The sequence below is a fragment of the Hyphobacterium marinum genome, assembly GCF_036330325.1.
GTDB lineage: Bacteria > Pseudomonadota > Alphaproteobacteria > Caulobacterales > Maricaulaceae > Hyphobacterium > Hyphobacterium marinum.
Genome location: NZ_JAZDRO010000004.1, coordinates 295,798 through 314,319 on the forward strand (window position 1 = coordinate 295,798; position 18,522 = coordinate 314,319).

Below are 18,522 nucleotides of genomic sequence, written 5' to 3' on the forward strand. Positions count from 1 at the left end.
CGGGCGCGCCATCTTACGCGCGTCATCCGAACGCCCTAGCATTGGGCCGACTCCCGCCGAGAGGGTGCCGCCATGGCCGATCCCGCGTCCGAAATGCCCCCTGAAGACACCGGCCCGTCCGCTGATGTCGATCTGACCCTGATCGCCGCGCTCGCCGGCGCGGTCGACGATGGCGATGCGGCTTCAGTGGCGCGGATACTGGCACCGCTGCACCCTGCGGACATCGCCGACCTGCTTGAACAGCTGTCCGGTGAACAGCTGCGCACGCTGGTCGAACTGGCCCCGGAAGTCCTGACGGGTGACGTGCTCGCCGAGCTCGACGCCGACACGCGCGAAGTCGTCACTGACGAGTTGCATCCGTCCCAGCTCGCTGCCGCCATCCAGGACCTCGACACCGATGACGCCATCGAGGTGGTCGAGGAACTCGACGACGATGTGCGTCAGCAAGTGCTGTCTGAAGTCTCGAACGAGGATCGCGCGGCGCTGGAATCCGGTCTCGCCTTCGACGAGGAAACCGCCGGCCGGTTGATGCAGCGCGAATTCGTTGCGGCCCCCGAATTCTGGACGGTCGGGCATACCATCGACCACATGCGGGCCCATGGAGACGACCTGCCCGAGCTCTTTTTCGAAGTCTATGTCGTTGATACTGCTTTCCGGCCCATCGGCGAGGTTCCGGTCAGCCATCTGATGCGCGCGCATCGCGACGTACAGCTCGCCGATATCATGCTGGCACCGAAGGTCAAGGTGACGCCCGAGACCGACCAGGAAGAGGTCGCCTACTTCTTCGAGAAATACCACCTCATCTCCGCGCCCGTGGTCGACGAAGGCGGGCGGCTCACCGGCATGCTGACGGTCGACGACATGGTCGACGTCATCCAGGAAGAGAACAAGGAAGACCTGCTCGCGCTGGCCGGCGTGAACGATGCGGGCCTCGCCGATACGGTGATGCAGTCGGTCCGCTCGCGCGCGCCCTGGCTGCTGGTCAATCTGGCAACGGCCATACTGGCATCAGGCGTCATTGCGCTCTTTGAAGGCGCGATCAGCCAGCTCGTCGCGCTCGCCGTTTTGATGCCCATCGTGGCCTCGATGGGCGGCAATGCGGGCACGCAGTCGCTGGCCGTTGCGGTGCGCGCGATTGCCTCGCGCGACCTCACCTCGGCAAACGCCCGCCGCGTCATCTGGCGCGAGGTCATGACCGGCACGTTCAACGGTCTCATATTTGCCGTAGTGATGGGGATCGTGGCGGGGGTGTGGTTCCAGAACCTCGCCCTGGCCGGTGTGATCGCCATCGCGATGATCATCAATCTGGCCTGTGCCGGCCTGGCAGGTATTGTGGTGCCACTCGGACTGAAGCGGTTCGGGGCCGACCCGGCGGTGGCGTCCTCGGTCTTTGTCACCACGGTGACGGATGTCGTGGGCTTCTTCGCCTTTCTCGGCCTGGCGGCGCTGGTCCTGCTATAGTGTGCCGGTATCGGTAATTCGGAGTTCGATCTCGTGTTGCGCAAATTTCTCACTGCTCTTGCCCTTGTCTGCCTCTGGCCAGCGCTCGCATCTGCCCAGGGCGAATGGCGCGATGGTCCGGCCTTGCTGTCTCCGCGATCCGGACTGGCGGCGGCAGAGCTGGAGGGTAAAATCTACGCAGCCGGCGGGGCGGGCCTGACCCAGCCGCGCAACGAGGTCGAGGTCTTCGATCCCGACCTCGGTGAATGGCGCGACGTGACGGCATTGCCCTCCGGCCTGGAACGTTTCGGCATGACGGCGGCGAATGGCCGTCTCTATGCCGCAGGCGGCTATGCGGCGCGCGAAGGCGTGCGCCCCATCGCTGACATGTGGTCCTACGCGCCCGAGACCGGCGTGTGGCAGCGCGAGACGGCGATGCCGGGGCCGATGGCCTCGTTCCAGCTGGTGGGTCATGACGGGCATCTCTACGCCCTTGGCGGCGAGACCGGCACGTCCGGCATGTTCGTCTTCGACATTGAAGCGCGGGAATGGACGGCACGCGACGATACACCGGACGATGTATCCCGCCGTGGCGGGGCGGCCGTCGTGGTCGACGGGCGCATCCTGTTTATCGGCGGCGCCCACAGCGGCATCGCGACCGAGCGCGTGGACGTTTACGACATCGCCAGCGGAACCTGGTCGCAGGCCGCCGACATGCCGACACCGCGCGCGGGTCACGCCGCCGTCCTCTCCGGGGGACGCATTCACGTGTTCGGCGGACGCGGTGAAGACCTCAGCCGGACGCTGTCTGATCACATCTCCTATGACCCGGTAACGGACAGCTGGAGAGCGGAAAGCGAACTGCGCTCGCCGCGGACCGATGCGGCTGCCGCAACCCTCAATGGGATGGTCTATCTCGTCGGTGGCGGGGCCGGAGGCGGCTTCTTCGCGCCCTTCACGGCGATCGACGTCACCGACATCTTCGTGCCCGACGGTCACTGAACGGCGTCCCGCTTGCAATGCCGGTCCCGCTATACAAGGGGCCGTGCCGGATTGGGACAAAGATGAAGCCGCGTCTGAAATCGACAAGCGCCGCGCGTGATCTGATCAAGCGCTTTGAACCTTTCCTCGCCGTGGCGGAACGCGGCGCGGACGGTCGCTTCGTCGTGGGTTATGGCCACCGGGCCAGCGCGCGCGAGGATGTCAGTGTCAATGAAGAGAGCGCGGACCTCCTCCTGATCTATGACGTGCTGCAGGCCGAGAAGGCCATCGACGAGACCATCACCGAACCCCTGGGGGCCCCGCAACGCGACGCGCTGGTCAGCTTTGCGCTCGGTGTCGGTCTGGGGGCTTTCCGTCAGAGCGCGACGGCACGCCTGATCAACCGCAATCGCTGGCGCGATGCCGCCGAGGCCATTGCCGCCTGGGGCGGGGGCATGTCACCACGCCGGGCTGCGGAGAAGGAACTCTTCCTCACTAATCTGCCCGAGGACGCAGACGAGCGCCCGGTCGAGCTGGTGATCGAATTCGAACATCCCGACCGCGACGATGATGCTGTCCTTGTCCCGCCGGTTGCGCCGGACGCCGGCGAGGCCGTTGAAAACGATACTGCGGACGAAAGCGGGGCAGACTTGGCGGCGTCGGACGAGGAAACGGCAGACGAACCTGAAATCGAGTCCGAGCCCGGTACCGAGACTGACACAGCCCCGGAAGCGCAAACCGAACCGGAAACCGAGCCCGACTCCGAACCCGAAACCGTCTTGGCTGCGCCGGTCGCAGCGATGGCGGGCCGCGACGAGATTACGGCGCGGGTTATTGCCCGGATGCGCGAGCAGATCGCCCCGCGCCGCCCGCTGGAAACCGCGCTCGCAGACGCCGCCCCAGAGGATGCGGACGAGGACGCAGCGGAGACGGTCGACGACGAGGCCGTGGCCGAGTCGGACGTGGAACTCCCTGCCGCCAACGCGGCCGAAGTTGAAGACGATCAGGGCGGAAGCGACGAGACGCCCGCGGCACCGGCACTGGGGTTTGTGTTCTCGGGACGGGATTCCGAAAGCGCGGAAGACACCGCAATGCCTGTCGAGCCCGACCTTGGCGACGACGAGGCGCCCGAAGACAATGTTGATGACACCGGGGAAGTGGCGGCCGAAGAGGTTGAGGCCAGCGACAGCCTTGATGCTGCGGCCAATGACGTCGACGCGCCACCCATGCTGACCGGTGATACTCCGGCCCGCGCCCGGGGCGCGACCGGCGAAGCTGGCGGGCTGGACGCGGCCAATGACCTGGCCGAAGAGCTGCGTGATGCCGAGGACGAACACGCCACACTGGCCGATGACCTGCCCGAACCGGCGGAGATCGATCCGAGCCTCGTGCCCGAGGACGAGCCGGCCGCGCCGGCGGCGGGCGGATGGCGCAATGGCGATTCCAGCGCGGCTCCTGCACCGTCTTCAGGCCGGTGGGGCACGATTGCGGTCTTTGCCGTGGGGCTTCTGACCATGGTGGCCGGTGTGGTCGAGACGATCACACGCCTGGATCACTATCTCGAAACCCGCACGCTGTTGTTCGGACCGGCGGCCGCTGTCGCGGGCTTTATCCTGTTCTCCGGTGCAGCCATCACGCTGCTGGGCCGGGTGTTTGCGCCCAAGGAAGTCGAGCGGAAATCCGGTCCGCTGCCTTGACCGGGTGATGGCTTTGCGCCATGTCCCGCGTCATGATCCCGAACCAGTACCCCTCCATGAATTTCGACCTCGGCGACACCGCCGAGATGATCCGCGACACCGTGCGCAGCTTTGCGTCCGACGAGCTCGCGCCGCGCGCCGCGCAGATTGACGAGAGCGACGAGTTCCCGGCCGATCTCTGGCGCAAGATGGGCGATCTTGGCCTGCTCGGCATCACGGTCGAGGAGGAGTGGGGCGGCACGGGCCTGGGGTATCTCGAACACGTCATCGCCATGGAAGAGATTTCGCGCGGGTCGGCTTCTGTGGGCCTGTCCTACGGCGCGCACTCCAATCTCTGCGTCAACCAGATCCGCCGTTGGGCGACCGACGACCAGAAAAAGCGCTATCTCGAAAAACTCGTCACCGGCGAGCATGTCGGCGCGCTCGCCATGTCCGAACCCGGCGCAGGGTCCGATGTCGTCTCGATGCGCCTGAAGGCGGAAAAGAAGGGCGACCGCTACATCCTCAACGGCTCGAAGATGTGGATCACCAACGGCCCGTCCGCCGACGTGATCGTCGTCTATGCCAAGACCGACCCGAAAGGCGGTTCCAAAGGCATCACGGCCTTCCTGATCGAGAAAGGCATGCCCGGCTTCTCCATCGCGCAGAAGCTGTCCAAGCTGGGGATGCGCGGTTCGGAAACCGGTGAACTCGTCTTCGAAGACTGCGAAGTGCCCGAAGAGAACGTCATGGGCGAGGTCGGCGGCGGGGTGAAAATCCTGATGTCCGGGCTCGACTATGAGCGCGCCGTGCTGTCGGCCGGTCCCATCGGCATCATGCAGACCTGCATGGATGTAGTCCTGCCCTATGTGCACGAGCGCAAGCAGTTCGATCAGCCGATCGGCTCCTTCCAGCTGGTGCAGGGCAAGCTCGCCGACATGTATGTACGCATGAATGCCGCGCGCGCCTATGTCTATTCGGTCGCCAAGGCCTGTGACCGGGGCGAGACGGCCCGCAAGGACGCCGCTGGGGCGATCCTCTTTGCTGCCGAAACCGCGACCCAGGTTGCGCTCGATGCGATCCAGCTCCTCGGTGGCAACGGCTATATCAATGAGTATCCGACCGGGCGCCTCCTGCGCGATGCCAAGCTCTACGAGATCGGCGCGGGCACGAGCGAGATCCGCCGCTGGCTGATTGGCCGCGAGCTGTTCAACGAAAGCGCGTGATCGGTTGAGAACCTGTCAGTCGTTCCGGATGACTTCCCAGGTCCCAATCGACCACAGATTTGCATTGGTGTTTTCAAACCGAACGTAGGGGCTTTCGCCACTGACGAAGTCGAGGTCATGGCATCCTTCCGCGACGCCATTGAGGATCGAAGAATTTGGGCCCGAGTTGAACGAGATCGGGTAGTTGCCCCATCCGTCTCCGATGTTGACCATATTGCTGTCGAATGTCGCAGCGAAGCAGAAGCGGATTGCTCCGTAGTTAATCGATGGCGCGAGATCACCCATCATTTCATAGACTTGGTGGGTCGGCATTCCTCCCGTTCCGCTGACACACCAATAGCCGTATTCAAGGCTACTGCGGCCATGCGACCGGCCTCCTGCCTCTTGCCGGATAATCCGGCAAAAACGATTGAGGAAATCCCGGTCGAAGTCTGCTGACCGGCTCTGTCTCGAACTTCCGCGGATGCTTTCAATCAATTCGATCATGGCATCAATGTCTGTTTGTCCGGCTGTCAGCTCATTGTCGCCGTCAAGGACCGGACCGCCTGCCGTTTGCGCGGCGAGCAGACCTGTGGCCAGCATTGCATTCAAATTCATGATAGACCCTCCCGGCAGATAGCCTACTGCGACCTGCTGTTTGCAATCAAGGGTGGTGAAGTGGTGGGGCGCTTGAACACAGCGGAGGAACAGCCATGCCCAAAATCACCGGACTCGGCGGGATATTCTATGCGGTGAAGGACCCGGCCGCGACACGGGCTTGGTATCGCGATGTGCTGGGACTTGATGGCGAGTACGGCCCGATGCTCCGGTGGTCGGTAGAGACCGGCGACCAGCCCTACAGCCTCCTGGGACCATTCTCCTCGACCGACTATTTCAAGCCGAGCGGCAAGGACTTCATGATCAATCTGCGCGTTGATGATCTCGATGCCTTTGTCGAGGTTCTCAAGGGGAAGGGGATCGAAATCCTTGGCCATGACGACGAGGGCTATGGCAAGTTCGCCTGGATCATGGATCCCGACGGGGTGAAGATCGAACTCTGGCAGCAGGTCGACCCACCGCCCGCGTCCTGATCACCTCAAATTTTGCGCTCCAGGGAACGACCCAGGCGATTTATCTGTTAACCTGCCAGCTAAACGGAACCGGGGAGCTTTCCATGCGTACCATTTTCATGACGTCGATAGCAGGACTGGCGCTCGTTGCCTGTTCCGAAGACACAATGTCCGATGCCGAAGAGGCAATGGACAATGCCGGCAGCGAAATGGCCGAGACGGCCAATGAGGTGGCCGACGCCACTGGCGACATGGTTGATGACGCCATGGACAACGCCGGAGAGGCGATGGACGAGATGGGCGACGCCATGACCGTCCGCGATGTCGACGGGACCTGGGGCATCACCCAGATGGCCTGTTCGGAAGACAACGACATGCGCGACGGCGTCATTCTGATCTCGCGCTACGATATCATGGTGGGGCTTGATCAATGCTCTATAACGGGAGCTGACCAGACTGCGGACGGCTTCACCCGTTTCACGGCTGACTGCGAGGGCGGCGAGGGTGACAGCTTCACCGCCGCCTACGAATTCAGGACGACCGGCGACGGCACGCTGATCTGGAACAATAACGGCCGGATGGAAGAATACGTCCGCTGTGAAGGCTGACCCGGCATGGCGGATTATTCCGGTCTGAAAGCCCTCTTCATCGGTTGCAGCCTGAAGAAATCGCCCGAGGTCTCCCATACCGAGACCCTGATGGCGAATGCGCGCGCGATCATGGAGGGCGCAGGCGTTTCGACCGAGATGATCCGCCTCGTCGATCACGACATCGCCTTCGGCGTCTATCCCGACATGACCGAGCACGGCTGGGACAGCGATGCCTGGCCGGACATCTGGGAACAGGTGAAGGCCGCTGACATCCTGGTTGTCGGCACACCGATCTGGCTGGGCGAGGAGTCATCCCTCTGCCGGATGCTGATCGAACGGCTCTATGCCCAGTCCGGCGATACCAATGACAAGGGCCAGTACATCTATTACGGCAAGGCGGGGGGCTGTGTGGTCACCGGCAATGAGGACGGGATCAAGCACGTCTCGATGAGTGTGCTCTACGCGCTCCAGCACATCGGCTACACCATTCCGCCACAGGCCGATTGCGGATGGATCGGCGAGGCCGGCCCCGGTCCCAGCTATGGTGACGAGACCGATGACGGAAAGGCCCGCGTCGGCTTTGACAATGAATTCACCCGGCGCAACACCGCCTTCATGGCCTGGAATCTGATGCACCTGGCGGCGATGATGAAACAGGCCGGTGGCATTCCTGCCGAAGGCAATTCACGCGAGGCCTGGGACAAGGGCCACCGGTTTGGCCACCCCAATCCGGAGTATCGCTAACGCCTAGAGCCCCAGCCGGGCCCGCAATTCATCGTCCATCGCTTCGACCGCCCGCATGGCCGCGTCGTAGCCGGACTCAATGGTGTCGTGGAAACGTTTCCACTCCCGCAAATCGGTATCGGTTTCCGGCAGGGCGACGAGGTCGGCCGCATCGAGAAACTCGGCGTGTTTGGACACCATCGTCCCGGCGGTCGCGGCACGCATCAGCAGGGAGGCGATGGGCGGCGGATCACCAAAGCCGTGACGGCGGACCCAGCCGAAGAAGCTGGGAGGGTCCACGAAGTCGGCCGGATCGACGCCGCGCGCCCGTGTCACGTCCGAGCCGATATTCGCGCCGCGGTGAAAGGCCCGCATCTGCTCGGACGGGAAGTTGGTGAACACCGCCCCATCGACAAGCAAATCGTCGCCATCGACGACGGGCGGCAGGATGCCGGGCAGGGCGATCGACGCGCGCAGCGCCGCGCGTAACAGGCCGGACCGGTGTACCCTCGGCAGACCATTCGACAGGTTGGACGAGACACAGAAGAAGGGCCGGGACATGTCGGCGATATCGACATCGCCGAAATGGCGTTCGAGCCGCGCATCGACCTTGTTTCCGGCAGCCAGGGAGACAACGGGCAAGCGCCAGTCCGAGAGCGGATTGGACGCAACAAACGCTTCGTGGACCCGGTCGACCAGCTCCTCCTGGCTCCACTCCAGCCCGACGCCCGCACCGATGATCGCGCCCATGGACGCGCCGCCGATGAAATCAAACGGGATGCCGGCCTCGGCAAAGGCCCGCACCGCGCCGATATGGGCATAGGCGCGCGCGCCGCCACCGGAGAGAACCAGCCCCACCGACCGCCCGGCCAGCGTCCGGGCCAGCCGGCTGATATCAGCCGTCGACCCCTGACGCCAGTGGAAGAGCCGGGTTGCGCCGGCGGCGTCGGCCCACTCGCGCGGCTGGACGGCCCGCGCCACACCCTGGTGGTGAATGAGGACCACATCGAGCAGTTTCAGCTTGGCCGCGGGTGTCGGATCGTCGGGCAGGAGGGGCAGGGAGGGCCGCGCATCGGCCCGGGCCAGCAGCCAGACCCGGTCGGCCCGCCCCATCGCTCGGCGCGCCCATTGCGGATCGCCCAGCCGCGCGGTCAGAAAGACCAGGTCGTGTGAAGCCTCGAACTCGTCGAGTTTTGTTCCCGGCCAGTCGGCGCATTCATCACCCGCGACGGCGCAGGTCACGCCCAGCTCCGCCATCGCGTCTTTCAGCGCGTGGGCGCGATAGTCGAGATCGACGGTCGGCGAGGTCGAGACCAGCGCGAAGACGCGCGGTTCCGATCCGCCGCGCAACGGTCCGGTGCGCAGACGGCGCAGCATCATCTTCGAGAGCTCGCGCATCAGGGACGGGTGTTTGTCGGTCAGGCGCTCGAACGACGCCTTGGGCAGGCGCACGATTTCCGAATCGCGCATGGCATAGACACTGGCCGAGTGGGGTCGTTCTTCGAGCAGTGACATCTCGCCAACCGGCTCTCCGGCGCGGATATAGCCGATCAGATTGGGCCGCCCCATTGCGCCATCACGAAAAGCCGCCAGTGCGCCGGACCGCACGAGGTAGAAGGCGTCAGCCGGATCATTCTCGGCAAAGAGCAGCGATCCTGCCGGCAGGCAGAACCATTCGACCTCGTCCTCGACGGCGGCAAGCGCGGCCTTGCCGACATGATCGAAGAAATTCAGGAAAGACAGGTTCAGGCGCATGGGCGGGTCGGGACTCAGCCTTCGGCATCGGGGCGGATTGATAAAACGCCCGCCCGCCCCTTCAATCAAGGCAGTCTTGCGTCCGGGTCGATAATGGTCAGTGTGCTCGCGGCAATAACCGAAGGAGTGCCCCACATGTTCCGACACTTCCCTGTCGCAATGCTGATTGCCGCAAGCCTGGCCACGGCACCCGCCATGGCGGCCGATTTCCGGATTGCAACACAACAGGAGGCTGTCGCCATCCTCACCGCCGAGGACGAGGTGCTGTCGCGGTTCCAGCCGCTGGAAATCGGGGTACGTCTGGAAAGCGAGACGGACCAATCCCTTCAGTCCCTGCAGGCGCTTTATGCCGACGTGGTGACGGAGTTCACCGACGCCGAACGCGCGCAACTCGATGCTGTTGTGGTGGCGCAGGCGGAGCGCATTGCCTCGATTGCCGCGCTCCTGCCGGAAGAGATCCTGTTCATCGCGACGGACCGGCGGATCGATGGCGGTTTCCCGCATACGCGGGCCAATGCCATAGTCTTTCCCGGCGGCGTCGCCCATCTCGATGACGCCGCGCTGACGGCGCTTTTCTGGCACGAGCTCTACCACGTCCTGTCACGCCATATCGCGGACGAACGCGATGAGATGTATGCGCTGCTCGGCTACCGTCCTTGCGACTTCCAGCCCGGCGAGGAGCTGCACGCCCGCCGGCTCACCAACCCTGACGCGCCCGGCAATGACCATTATGCGCCGCTTGAGCTGGAGAACGCTGACGGCGTCGTGCCCTATCTCAACGTCCCGGAAGGCGGCTATTCCGCCGAGCGCGGCGGCAGTTTTCCGAACTATTTCGGCTTCGCACTGGTCGCAGTCTCGGTTGATGACGGCGTCTGCACCCCGGTGACGGGCGAGGACGGCGCACCGGTGATGCTTAATCCGGGCACGGCTCCGGGTTTCCTCGATCTCATTGGGCGCAACACCCAATACGTTATCCACCCCGAAGAAACACTGGCGGACAATTTCACGCTCTGGATGACCGGCGCGGAGAACCTGCCCAACCCGGAAATCGTGGAACGGGTCCGCGACTGGCATCTGGCGCTCGCCACGGAGCGGGCGGGGTGAGGAGCAAGCGTTTAATCCCCCAGATAATCCAGTGAATCCACCCAGTTGAATTCCACCGCATCGCTGAAGAACTGGTCGAGCAGGAATTTGTGGCCCGAGCCGTAGATGACGAGGATCCGATCACCGGGTTCGGCGATCTGTGCGACCTGCGCGAAGATGTGCAGATTGCGGCCCCACCAGTTGGTCATCTCGTTCGCGCCGGACGGATTATCGACCGAACCCATCTGCGCCAGCGTCAGATAGACATTGTGACTGGCCAGGAATTCGGGCGTGTTATAGGCGCGCAGGCGCTCGCTCACGATGATATGCGGCTGGTTAAGCCGGGCGTCCAGCGCTTCGATCTCTTCGCGCAATCCCGGCAGACGGCCCAGAAGGTGTGTTTGCCCGTGGTCCTCCGCGGCACCCATCATCGTGTCGAAATCCATCCCGGAACTGTAGTCGGCAGCGTAAAGACGGTCATGCCCGAGCCGTGCGGCCAGGCGCATGCCGATCTGCTGGCGTTCATTGACCGTCAGGTCGTGTTCGCCTTGGCGATAGGCGTCGTAGAGTTCGTTGAACCGGTCCTCGGCGTCGGGGTTGAGTTCCACGACGATCTTGGTTGGATTGAAAGCCGCAAGCCGCTCGACGAGAGCTTCGATCTCGATCTGGCGCGCCGGTGCGAGATAATCATCGACCGCCGGGTTTATGTAATCCTGACCACCACCAGTGAAGTGGAAAGTGCCGAGCACCATCACGTCCGGGCGGTCATCCTGTGCCACGGCCTCTGCGGTCAGCAGGAATGACCCGAGTAGTGATGCCAAAATTGCGCGCATGTGAAAAAGCCTCCTTCGCCTGTGTGTCCTCCGAAAGGATGCGAAGGAGGCCCTTTCCGGATGCAAAATGCCGCGCATGGCGAAGGCGTACGATCGTTGAGCCGCGCGGTTCCATTGCGCGCGCCGGTCCTCTACGGGTAAGAAAACGCTTGCTCCTTTCCTGAAACGGGACCTCTCACGCATGACCCAGCTTTCCAGCGCGCTCGACACCGCTTCTGATGGCTTCAAGGCCAATCGCGAGGCTATGGAGGCGCTGGTCGCCGAATTGCGCGAGCGCACCGCCGTCGCCGCAAAGGGCGGATCGGACCGGGCACGGGAGAAACATGTTTCCCGGGGCAAGCTGCTACCCCGTGACCGGGTGGAGCGTCTGCTCGATCCCGGCTCGCCCTTCCTGGAAATTGGCGCGCTGGCTGCCAACGGCATGTATGACGACGACATTCACGGCGCGGGCATGATCGCCGGTATTGGCCGGGTGTCAGGCCGCGAGGTTATGATCGTCTGCAATGACGCCACGGTGAAGGGCGGCACCTACTACCCGATGACGGTCAAGAAGCATTTGCGGGCCCAGGAGATTGCGCGGGAGAACCGCCTGCCGTGCGTCTACCTGGTGGACTCCGGTGGCGCGAACCTGCCCCACCAGGCCGAAGTCTTCCCCGACCGCGAACATTTTGGCCGCATTTTCTACAATCAGGCCAATCTGTCTGCGCAAGGCATCCCGCAGATCGCCGCCGTACTGGGCAGCTGTACCGCGGGCGGGGCCTATGTCCCGGCCATGTCCGACGAGACCATCATCGTCCGCAAGCAGGGCACGATTTTCCTTGGCGGTCCGCCGCTGGTGAAGGCCGCGACGGGCGAAGTTATCTCGGCTGAAGACCTCGGCGGCGCGGATGTGCACGCCCGCCAGTCCGGCGTTGCGGACCATTACGCGACCAATGACGAGCACGCGCTCTTCATCGCCCGGCGCATTGTCGGCAATCTCAACACAGTGAAAGACCCCGGCATCGAGATCGCCGAACTGCGCGAGCCTCTGCACGATCCGGCCGAGCTGCATGGCGTCGTCCCGGCAGACCTCAGAACGCCTTACGACGTGCGCGAGGTGATCGCGCGGATCGTCGACGGCTCGGAATTCGACGAGTTCAAGAAACTCTATGGCGAAACACTCGTGACGGGCTTTGCGCGCCTCCACGGCATGCCGGTCGGCATCATTGCCAACAATGGCATTCTTTTCTCCGAAAGCGCCCAGAAAGGCGCGCATTTCATCGAGCTGTGCGCGCAGCGCAAGATTCCGCTCGTCTTCCTGCAGAACATCACCGGCTTCATGGTCGGCTCAAAGTATGAGGCGGGCGGCATCGCCAAGGACGGGGCCAAGCTCGTCACAGCCGTGTCCTGCTTTGCCGGGCCGAAAGTGACGATCATCATCGGCGGCTCCTACGGGGCGGGCAATTACGGCATGTGCGGGCGCGCCTATTCGCCCCGCTTCCTCTTCATGTGGCCCAATGCCCGCATCTCTGTGATGGGCGGGGAACAGGCCGCGAGCGTGCTCGCCACGGTGAAACGCGACGGCATGGAAGCGCGAGGCGAAGACTGGCCCAAGGAAGACGAGGACAAGTTCAAGACACCGATCCGCGAGATGTATGAGCGTGAAGGTTCACCCTATTACTCGACGGCCCGGCTCTGGGACGACGGCGTCATCGCCCCCGCCGATACGCGCAAGGTCCTGGCACTGGCGCTTTCCGCCTCACTCAACGCACCCTTCCCGGACACGAAGTTCGGCGTGTTCAGGATGTAATTAGGACGCCTCCCGGAACCGGCGTCTGCCGGTGTCCGGGATCCAGATTCACGAGCCTGGACCCCGGTCTTTGCTCTCGCAAAACCGGGGCGCGTCTGACTTCAAGAACAAGACCCCTCTGCGTCATGCCCTGGCGTGTCCGGGGCATCTCGGCGGCAGGAAGGGATCACCCGGACAAGCCGGGTGATGACGCGCGAGTGCCAGATGATGACGCGCTTGGGTCTACCCCTCAACCCGCCGCAGCGCGGCCGCCAGCGCCGCTTCCAGCGCCTGTGTATTCGCGCCGGGAACCGGCATGCCGTCGATGATGAAGAAGGGCGTGCCGTCCGCGCCGAGCATGCGCCCGAGGCGGTAGATATCCTCAAGCTGCGCGTCGATGGCCGGGTCTTCCATGTCGGCGCGCATCTGGTCGACATCGAGACCGGCGAGCGAGGCGAAATTGTCGATCCGGCCGGAAGGCAGGGGGCCGCTCGACTGGATCATGGCGTTGTGGAAGGCGAAATATTCGTCCGTGCCCTGGCGCAGGGCGGCGAGCGCCGCGCGGGCGGACTCACGCGACTCCTCGCCCAAGATCGGGTATTCCTTGAAGATCAGGCGGACCTGGTCGCCATTCTCGGCCATCACGGTTTCCAGCCAGCGCGAGGCGACACGGCAATAGCCGCATTTGTAGTCCATGAATTCCACGATCACGATCGGCGCATCGGGGTCACCGATGCTGGGGTCTCGCGGGTCGGCATAGACCGCTTCGGCATTGGCTTCGATGGCGGCGATATAGGCCTGGATTTCACGCTGTTGCGCCCGGCGCTGAAGCTCGATCAGGGCTTCCTCGATCAGTTCGGGATGTTCGAGGATGTAATCGCGGACGATCTGTTCGACGCGCGCGCGCTCGGAATCCGAAATCGGCCGCGTGTCGTCCTGCGCGGTGGCGTCGCTGCCATTGCAGCCAATCAGGACGAGCGCGCTGGCGAGCGCGGCAAACATGCGTTTCATGGACAACCCCTTGTCGGAACCCGGCAATAATCTCTGTCTGACGGATTTAGGCCATCTGGCCGGGAATGGCGAGCCGGGATGTCGGCTTAGCGGTCCTGCTGGCGACGCTGGCGGCGCATCTCGCGCATTTCCGCCTCGGTGGGCTGGGAGACGGCGATCAGTTCCGACGCGCGATACCAGGATGGTGTGCCGGCCTGCAATTGCGGCTGGGCCCGCTGTGCGAACTGGAAGGCGCGCGGCCGGTTTCCGATGGCATAGGCCTGTTCGGCGACGGCGAGCTGGGCCAGCGCGGTTTCGCCCTTGCGTTCGTGCACGATGGAGAGCTGGTACCAGGCAAACGCATTGTCCGGCTCGATATCAAGGGCGACCTGCAAGTGATCGCGCGCGACATTGAGGTACTGGTCCTCCTCGGTCGCGATCATCGCCATGGCAAGGTTGATCCGTAAGAGCGGCGCGGTCGGCAGAAGGTCCACTGATTGCTGGTGATAGGGCACCGCTTCGTCCGCATGCCCGCTTTCAAACAGCATCTGCCCGTAGAGTTCGTGGAAGAAGGGATTGTCCGGCTCTTCGTCGATCAGCGTTTCCAGCTCGATCCGCGCCTGGGCCAGTTGCGCGTTCTGGTAATAGGCGACAGAGCGGGCATAGCGCGCTTCAAGGCTGGTATCGCTTTCCGGATAGCGCAGGAAGACCGCCTGGGGCCGGGCCAGGAAGCCATAGATCTTGCCCTGCATGCGGCGCAGGCGCTCGACCTCCTCGGGCGGATCGGTGATATCGACATAGGGCGAGGCTTCGACACGGCGGCGCAGGGCGGCGACGCGCTCACCCGAGAGCGGGTGAGAGCGGAAATAGGGGAAGCGGCCCGCCGGCGAAAAGGCCTCCTGGTAGGCGAAGCGTTCGAAGAATTCGACGAGCCCCATGCCCGACTGTCCCGTCGCTTCCAGGAATTGCAGCCCGGCCTGGTCGGCGGCGGATTCCTGCGTGCGGTTGTAGCTGAGGAAGCTCAGCATCGCGAATTGCTGGCTGGAGGCAATCAGCGCGCCCGCCGCGCCGCCTTCCCCGGCGAGCGCCGCCAAAACACCCAGACCAATCGAGACATAGGCCGGGACCATCGCCGAACGCTGACTGTCGCCCATCCGCGCCAGATGGGCACCGGAGATATGCCCGATTTCGTGCGCGATCACGCCCTTGAGCATGTTCGGGGATTCGGATTCCAGGATCGTCCCGGTATGCATGAAGATGTTCTGCCCGCCGGTCACGAAGGCGTTTATTTCCGGATCGGCGATCAGATAGAGATCGACATCACCCGGCTGCAGATTGGCTGCGACCAGCAGCGGGTCGGTGTAGTCCCGCAGCATCTGTTCGATTTCGGTGTCGCGAATGACGGTTTGCGCACTGGCCAGCGCGGGTAGGGCGCTGGCCAGTACAAAACCGGTGATGGCGGCAATGAGGGCGCGCATGAAGTCTCCGTCCAGTCAGCCCCCGCTTGACGCAACCATATCAATTCATTCGCGTGCGTCCAGCGTCACCCGCCGAGCAGTTTTGCCCCGCGCTGCCACCAGCCCTTCTTCTTCGGCGCGTCCGATTTGGGGCTGTCCCCGTCACCGGTTTCGACCGGGTCTGCCTTGGCGTCGGCCTCGTTCGCCGGACCGGTCTTGGCCGGGGTTTCGGATTCAGGCTTCGCCTCGGCTTTCGCCTTGGCTGGCGCGCGCCTGCGCTTCGGCTTCGGGGCCTCCCCGGCGTCCTTGGCCTCGGCCTCATCCGTGTCGGCCTTTGCGTCCTCGGCTTTCGGTTCGGCTTTTTTACGGCGCGTCCGCGATTTCAGCTTGGGCTTTTCTTCGGCCGCCGCCTCGTCAGCAGTTGCGTCTACAGCTGCGTCTTCGGCAGGCGCGTCGGCATCCGCCTTCTTGCGGCGGCGGCGCGGTTTGGGTTTTTCCTCAGCCGTGTCCTCAGCTTGTGCGTCCTCAGCCACAGCTTCGGCCGGAGCATCTTCCGCATTGTCTGTCTTGGCTTTCCGCGCCGGACGTTCGCGTTTCGGCGGTGTCTCGGCGGTCGGCAGGTCGCCGCCGTCGGGCTGGATTACGGCGAGGGCATCGGGCGCATCGTCTGCGCCTTCCGGGTTGTCGTCATTGCCCTGCGTATTCTCATTGTCGGCAGCGGCGTTTCCGTCCTCACCCGACCGGCGGCGGCGACCGCGTCCACCCCGGCGCCCGCGCCGGCGGCGCTTGCGCGGCTGGCCGTCATCATCGGACTTGTCGGCCTGTGCCGGCTTGTCACCGGACGCCTCGCCATCGGCGTCGTCAGCGTCGTTTTCACCGTCTGCAGCGGACGCCTCGTCCTGACGGGAGTCGCGTTCGCTATTGTCGCCACGACGGCCACGGCCACGACCGCGGCGGCGGCGTCCGCGTCCCCGGCCTTCGCGCTGACCGCCGGACTCTTCGCTATCTTCGCTGGCGGCTTCCTCGTCGGCGGCCTCGACCAGGTCGGCGACCGCGTCGGTTGTGACAACCGGATCCGTGTCCGGTTCCTCGCCTTCGCCGCGCTTGTCGAGAATGTCGATCTTGCAGTCAGGCGGGGTCAGATCCGGATCAGCCGAGATCAGGATCCGCATGCCGAAACCGCTCTCGATATTCAGGACATGGTCGCGTTTCTCATTGAGGAGGTAGAGCGCGACTTCGGTCGGCACCGACAGGCGGACGCGGCCCGCGCGGCGGCGGGCACCTTCCTCTTCCAGCGCGCGGAGCGCGACAAGAGCCGAAGATTCCACCGAGCGCACATAGCCCAGCCCGTTGCAGTGCGGGCAGATGATGGTGGAGCCTTCCAGGATCGACGTCCGCTTGCGCTGGCGGGAAATCTCCATGAGGCCGAATTGCGAGATCCGTCCCATCTGCAGGCGGGCACGGTCCTTGCGCAGCGCGTCCTTCATCCGCTTTTCGACGGCGCGGACATTCTTGTTCTCTTCCATGTCGATGAAATCGATCACGACAAGGCCGGCAAGATCGCGCAGGCGCATCTGGCGGGCCGCTTCATCAGCGGCTTCCAGATTGGTTTTCAGCGCGGTTGCCTCGATATTCCGCTCGCGCGTGGCCCGGCCCGAGTTCACGTCGATAGCGACAAGCGCCTCGGTCGGGTTGATGACCAGATAACCGCCCGACTTCAGCTGGACCTGGGCGTCATAGATCGCCTCAAGCTGGCCTTCGACCTTGTAGCGCTGAAAGAGAGGGACATCCTCCTTGTAGGGCTGGACCTTGGCCGCATGGCTCGGCATCAGCATCTTGATGAAGGATTTTGCGTCCTTGTAGGCGGCTTCACCCTGGACCAGGACCTGTTCGACATCCTTGTCGTAGAGATCGCGGATGGCCCGTTTGACCAGGTCGCCTTCCTCATAGATCAGCGAGGGGGCGACCGAGGCCATCGTCGTTTCGCGGATCAGATCCCAGACCCGGCGCAGATAATCGTAATCGCGGCGGATTTCCGCCTTGGTGCGGGCCGCGCCGGCTGTCCGGATGATCAGGCCCATGCCCCGCGGCGTATCGAGATCGGCGACAATGTCTTTGAGGCGATTGCGGTCCTTGGCGCTGGAAATCTTGCGGGAGATGCCGCCGCCGCGCGGCGTGTTGGGCATCAGCACGCAATAGCGCCCGGCCAGCGAGAGATAGGTCGTCAGCGCCGCGCCCTTGGAGCCGCGCTCTTCCTTGGCCACCTGGACGAGAAGGATCTGGCGGCGCTTGATGACTTCCTGGATCTTGTAGCGGCGGAATTGCTGACGCTGGCGGCGGGCCGCGGCGGTGAAGGCCTCGTCCTCGTCATCGTCGGACTCGCCATCGGATTCGGCTTCCTCGCTCGCCTTTTCGGCGGCCTTGGCCTCTTCTTCCTGCAGGGCGACGCGATCCTCGTGCGGGATCTGGTAGTAGTCGGGATGGATTTCGTTGAAGGCGAGGAAACCGTGACGGTTTCCGCCGTATTCGACAAAGGCGGCCTGAAGCGAGGGTTCAACCCGCGTCACCTTGGCCAGATAGATATTGCCGCGGATGGGTTTCTTGGCCGCGGCCTCGAAATCAAATTCCTCGACTTTTGAACCTTCGACGACGACGACACGGGTCTCCTCGGGATGACCGGCGTCGATCAACATTGTCTTTGACATGTAATAGGGCTCCTGCGCGCATCCCGGTCGGGAGCGGCGGCGTGGTGCGCAAACGCTGCGTCGTGAGACGGGTCTCGATTGTCAGCGGCGCGTCGCGCATGGTGTTTCCTTGAGCGCCCGGCCTGGGAATCAGGACGGCGCGGCGATCGGGCCGCCATCTGGAAGCTGGGCACCAGCGGCGGGGCATATGGCGTTTCGGCCGGACGCTCCGGCCTCCATCGCGTTCCGTAAAACTGCGGCGGCGCA

15 protein-coding genes are annotated in these 18,522 nt (G+C 64.0%); 9 read left to right on the forward strand and 6 right to left on the reverse strand.

Annotated features, from left to right (window positions below):
- Positions 1 to 72: 72 nt before the first annotated feature.
- From mgtE to V0U35_RS11215, 4 genes are all read left to right on the forward strand, one after another.
- Positions 73 to 1,461 (forward strand): magnesium transporter, encoded by a 1,389-nt coding sequence (mgtE, locus tag V0U35_RS11200; protein ID WP_330196802.1) that lies wholly within the window; start codon positions 73 to 75, stop codon positions 1,459 to 1,461.
- Positions 1,462 to 1,497: 36 nt separating this feature from the next.
- Positions 1,498 to 2,442, forward strand: coding sequence for a Kelch repeat-containing protein (locus V0U35_RS11205; RefSeq protein WP_330196803.1), 945 nt, complete (start codon positions 1,498 to 1,500; stop codon positions 2,440 to 2,442).
- 62 nt (positions 2,443 to 2,504) lie between these two features.
- The gene (locus V0U35_RS11210) at positions 2,505 to 4,118 is read left to right on the forward strand and encodes a glycoside hydrolase family protein (RefSeq protein ID WP_330196804.1); all 1,614 of its coding nucleotides are present in this window, start codon (positions 2,505 to 2,507) and stop codon (positions 4,116 to 4,118) included.
- Between the two features lie 32 nt (positions 4,119 to 4,150).
- A complete protein-coding gene (locus tag V0U35_RS11215) occupies positions 4,151 to 5,323 on the forward strand; it encodes an isovaleryl-CoA dehydrogenase (RefSeq protein ID WP_330196831.1) in 1,173 nt (390 codons plus the stop codon).
- Between the two features lie 15 nt (positions 5,324 to 5,338).
- Here the strand turns inward: V0U35_RS11215 and V0U35_RS11220 are convergent, their stop codons facing one another.
- Positions 5,339 to 5,920 (reverse strand): hypothetical protein, encoded by a 582-nt coding sequence (locus tag V0U35_RS11220; RefSeq protein WP_330196805.1) that lies wholly within the window; start codon positions 5,918 to 5,920, stop codon positions 5,339 to 5,341.
- Positions 5,921 to 6,015: 95 nt separating this feature from the next.
- Here V0U35_RS11220 and V0U35_RS11225 point away from each other — a divergent pair, with 95 nt between their 5' ends.
- From V0U35_RS11225 to V0U35_RS11235, 3 genes are all read left to right on the forward strand, one after another.
- Positions 6,016 to 6,393, forward strand: a complete 378-nt coding sequence (locus tag V0U35_RS11225) for a VOC family protein (protein ID WP_330196806.1) — start codon at positions 6,016 to 6,018, stop codon at positions 6,391 to 6,393.
- Between the two features lie 83 nt (positions 6,394 to 6,476).
- Positions 6,477 to 6,980, forward strand: a complete 504-nt coding sequence (locus V0U35_RS11230; RefSeq protein WP_330196807.1) for a hypothetical protein — start codon at positions 6,477 to 6,479, stop codon at positions 6,978 to 6,980.
- A 6-nt stretch (positions 6,981 to 6,986) separates the two neighbouring features.
- The gene (locus tag V0U35_RS11235) at positions 6,987 to 7,706 is read left to right on the forward strand and encodes a flavodoxin family protein (RefSeq protein ID WP_330196808.1); all 720 of its coding nucleotides are present in this window, start codon (positions 6,987 to 6,989) and stop codon (positions 7,704 to 7,706) included.
- Between the two features lie 3 nt (positions 7,707 to 7,709).
- Here the strand turns inward: V0U35_RS11235 and V0U35_RS11240 are convergent, their stop codons facing one another.
- Positions 7,710 to 9,440 (reverse strand): patatin-like phospholipase family protein, encoded by a 1,731-nt coding sequence (locus V0U35_RS11240; protein WP_330196809.1) that lies wholly within the window; start codon positions 9,438 to 9,440, stop codon positions 7,710 to 7,712.
- A 135-nt stretch (positions 9,441 to 9,575) separates the two neighbouring features.
- Between V0U35_RS11240 and V0U35_RS11245 the strand changes: the two genes are divergently transcribed.
- On the forward strand, positions 9,576 to 10,544 hold the full coding sequence (locus tag V0U35_RS11245) for a hypothetical protein (RefSeq protein WP_330196810.1): 969 nt from the start codon (positions 9,576 to 9,578) through the stop codon (positions 10,542 to 10,544).
- A gap of 11 nt (positions 10,545 to 10,555) precedes the next feature.
- Here V0U35_RS11245 and V0U35_RS11250 read toward each other — a convergent pair whose 3' ends face one another.
- On the reverse strand, positions 10,556 to 11,356 hold the full coding sequence (locus V0U35_RS11250; protein WP_330196811.1) for a DUF5694 domain-containing protein: 801 nt from the start codon (positions 11,354 to 11,356) through the stop codon (positions 10,556 to 10,558).
- Positions 11,357 to 11,537: 181 nt separating this feature from the next.
- On the opposite strand from V0U35_RS11250, the gene V0U35_RS11255 reads away from it, so the two are divergent.
- Positions 11,538 to 13,145 (forward strand): carboxyl transferase domain-containing protein, encoded by a 1,608-nt coding sequence (locus V0U35_RS11255; RefSeq protein ID WP_330196812.1) that lies wholly within the window; start codon positions 11,538 to 11,540, stop codon positions 13,143 to 13,145.
- A gap of 222 nt (positions 13,146 to 13,367) precedes the next feature.
- Here the strand turns inward: V0U35_RS11255 and V0U35_RS11260 are convergent, their stop codons facing one another.
- From V0U35_RS11260 to V0U35_RS11270, 3 genes are all read right to left on the reverse strand, one after another.
- On the reverse strand, positions 13,368 to 14,135 hold the full coding sequence (locus V0U35_RS11260; protein WP_330196813.1) for a DsbA family protein: 768 nt from the start codon (positions 14,133 to 14,135) through the stop codon (positions 13,368 to 13,370).
- Between the two features lie 86 nt (positions 14,136 to 14,221).
- Positions 14,222 to 15,592, reverse strand: coding sequence for a M48 family metalloprotease (locus tag V0U35_RS11265; protein WP_330196814.1), 1,371 nt, complete (start codon positions 15,590 to 15,592; stop codon positions 14,222 to 14,224).
- Between the two features lie 65 nt (positions 15,593 to 15,657).
- Complete coding sequence (locus V0U35_RS11270; RefSeq protein ID WP_330196815.1) at positions 15,658 to 18,276, reverse strand: Rne/Rng family ribonuclease; 2,619 nt, start codon at positions 18,274 to 18,276, stop codon at positions 15,658 to 15,660.
- Positions 18,277 to 18,522 lie beyond the last annotated feature (246 nt).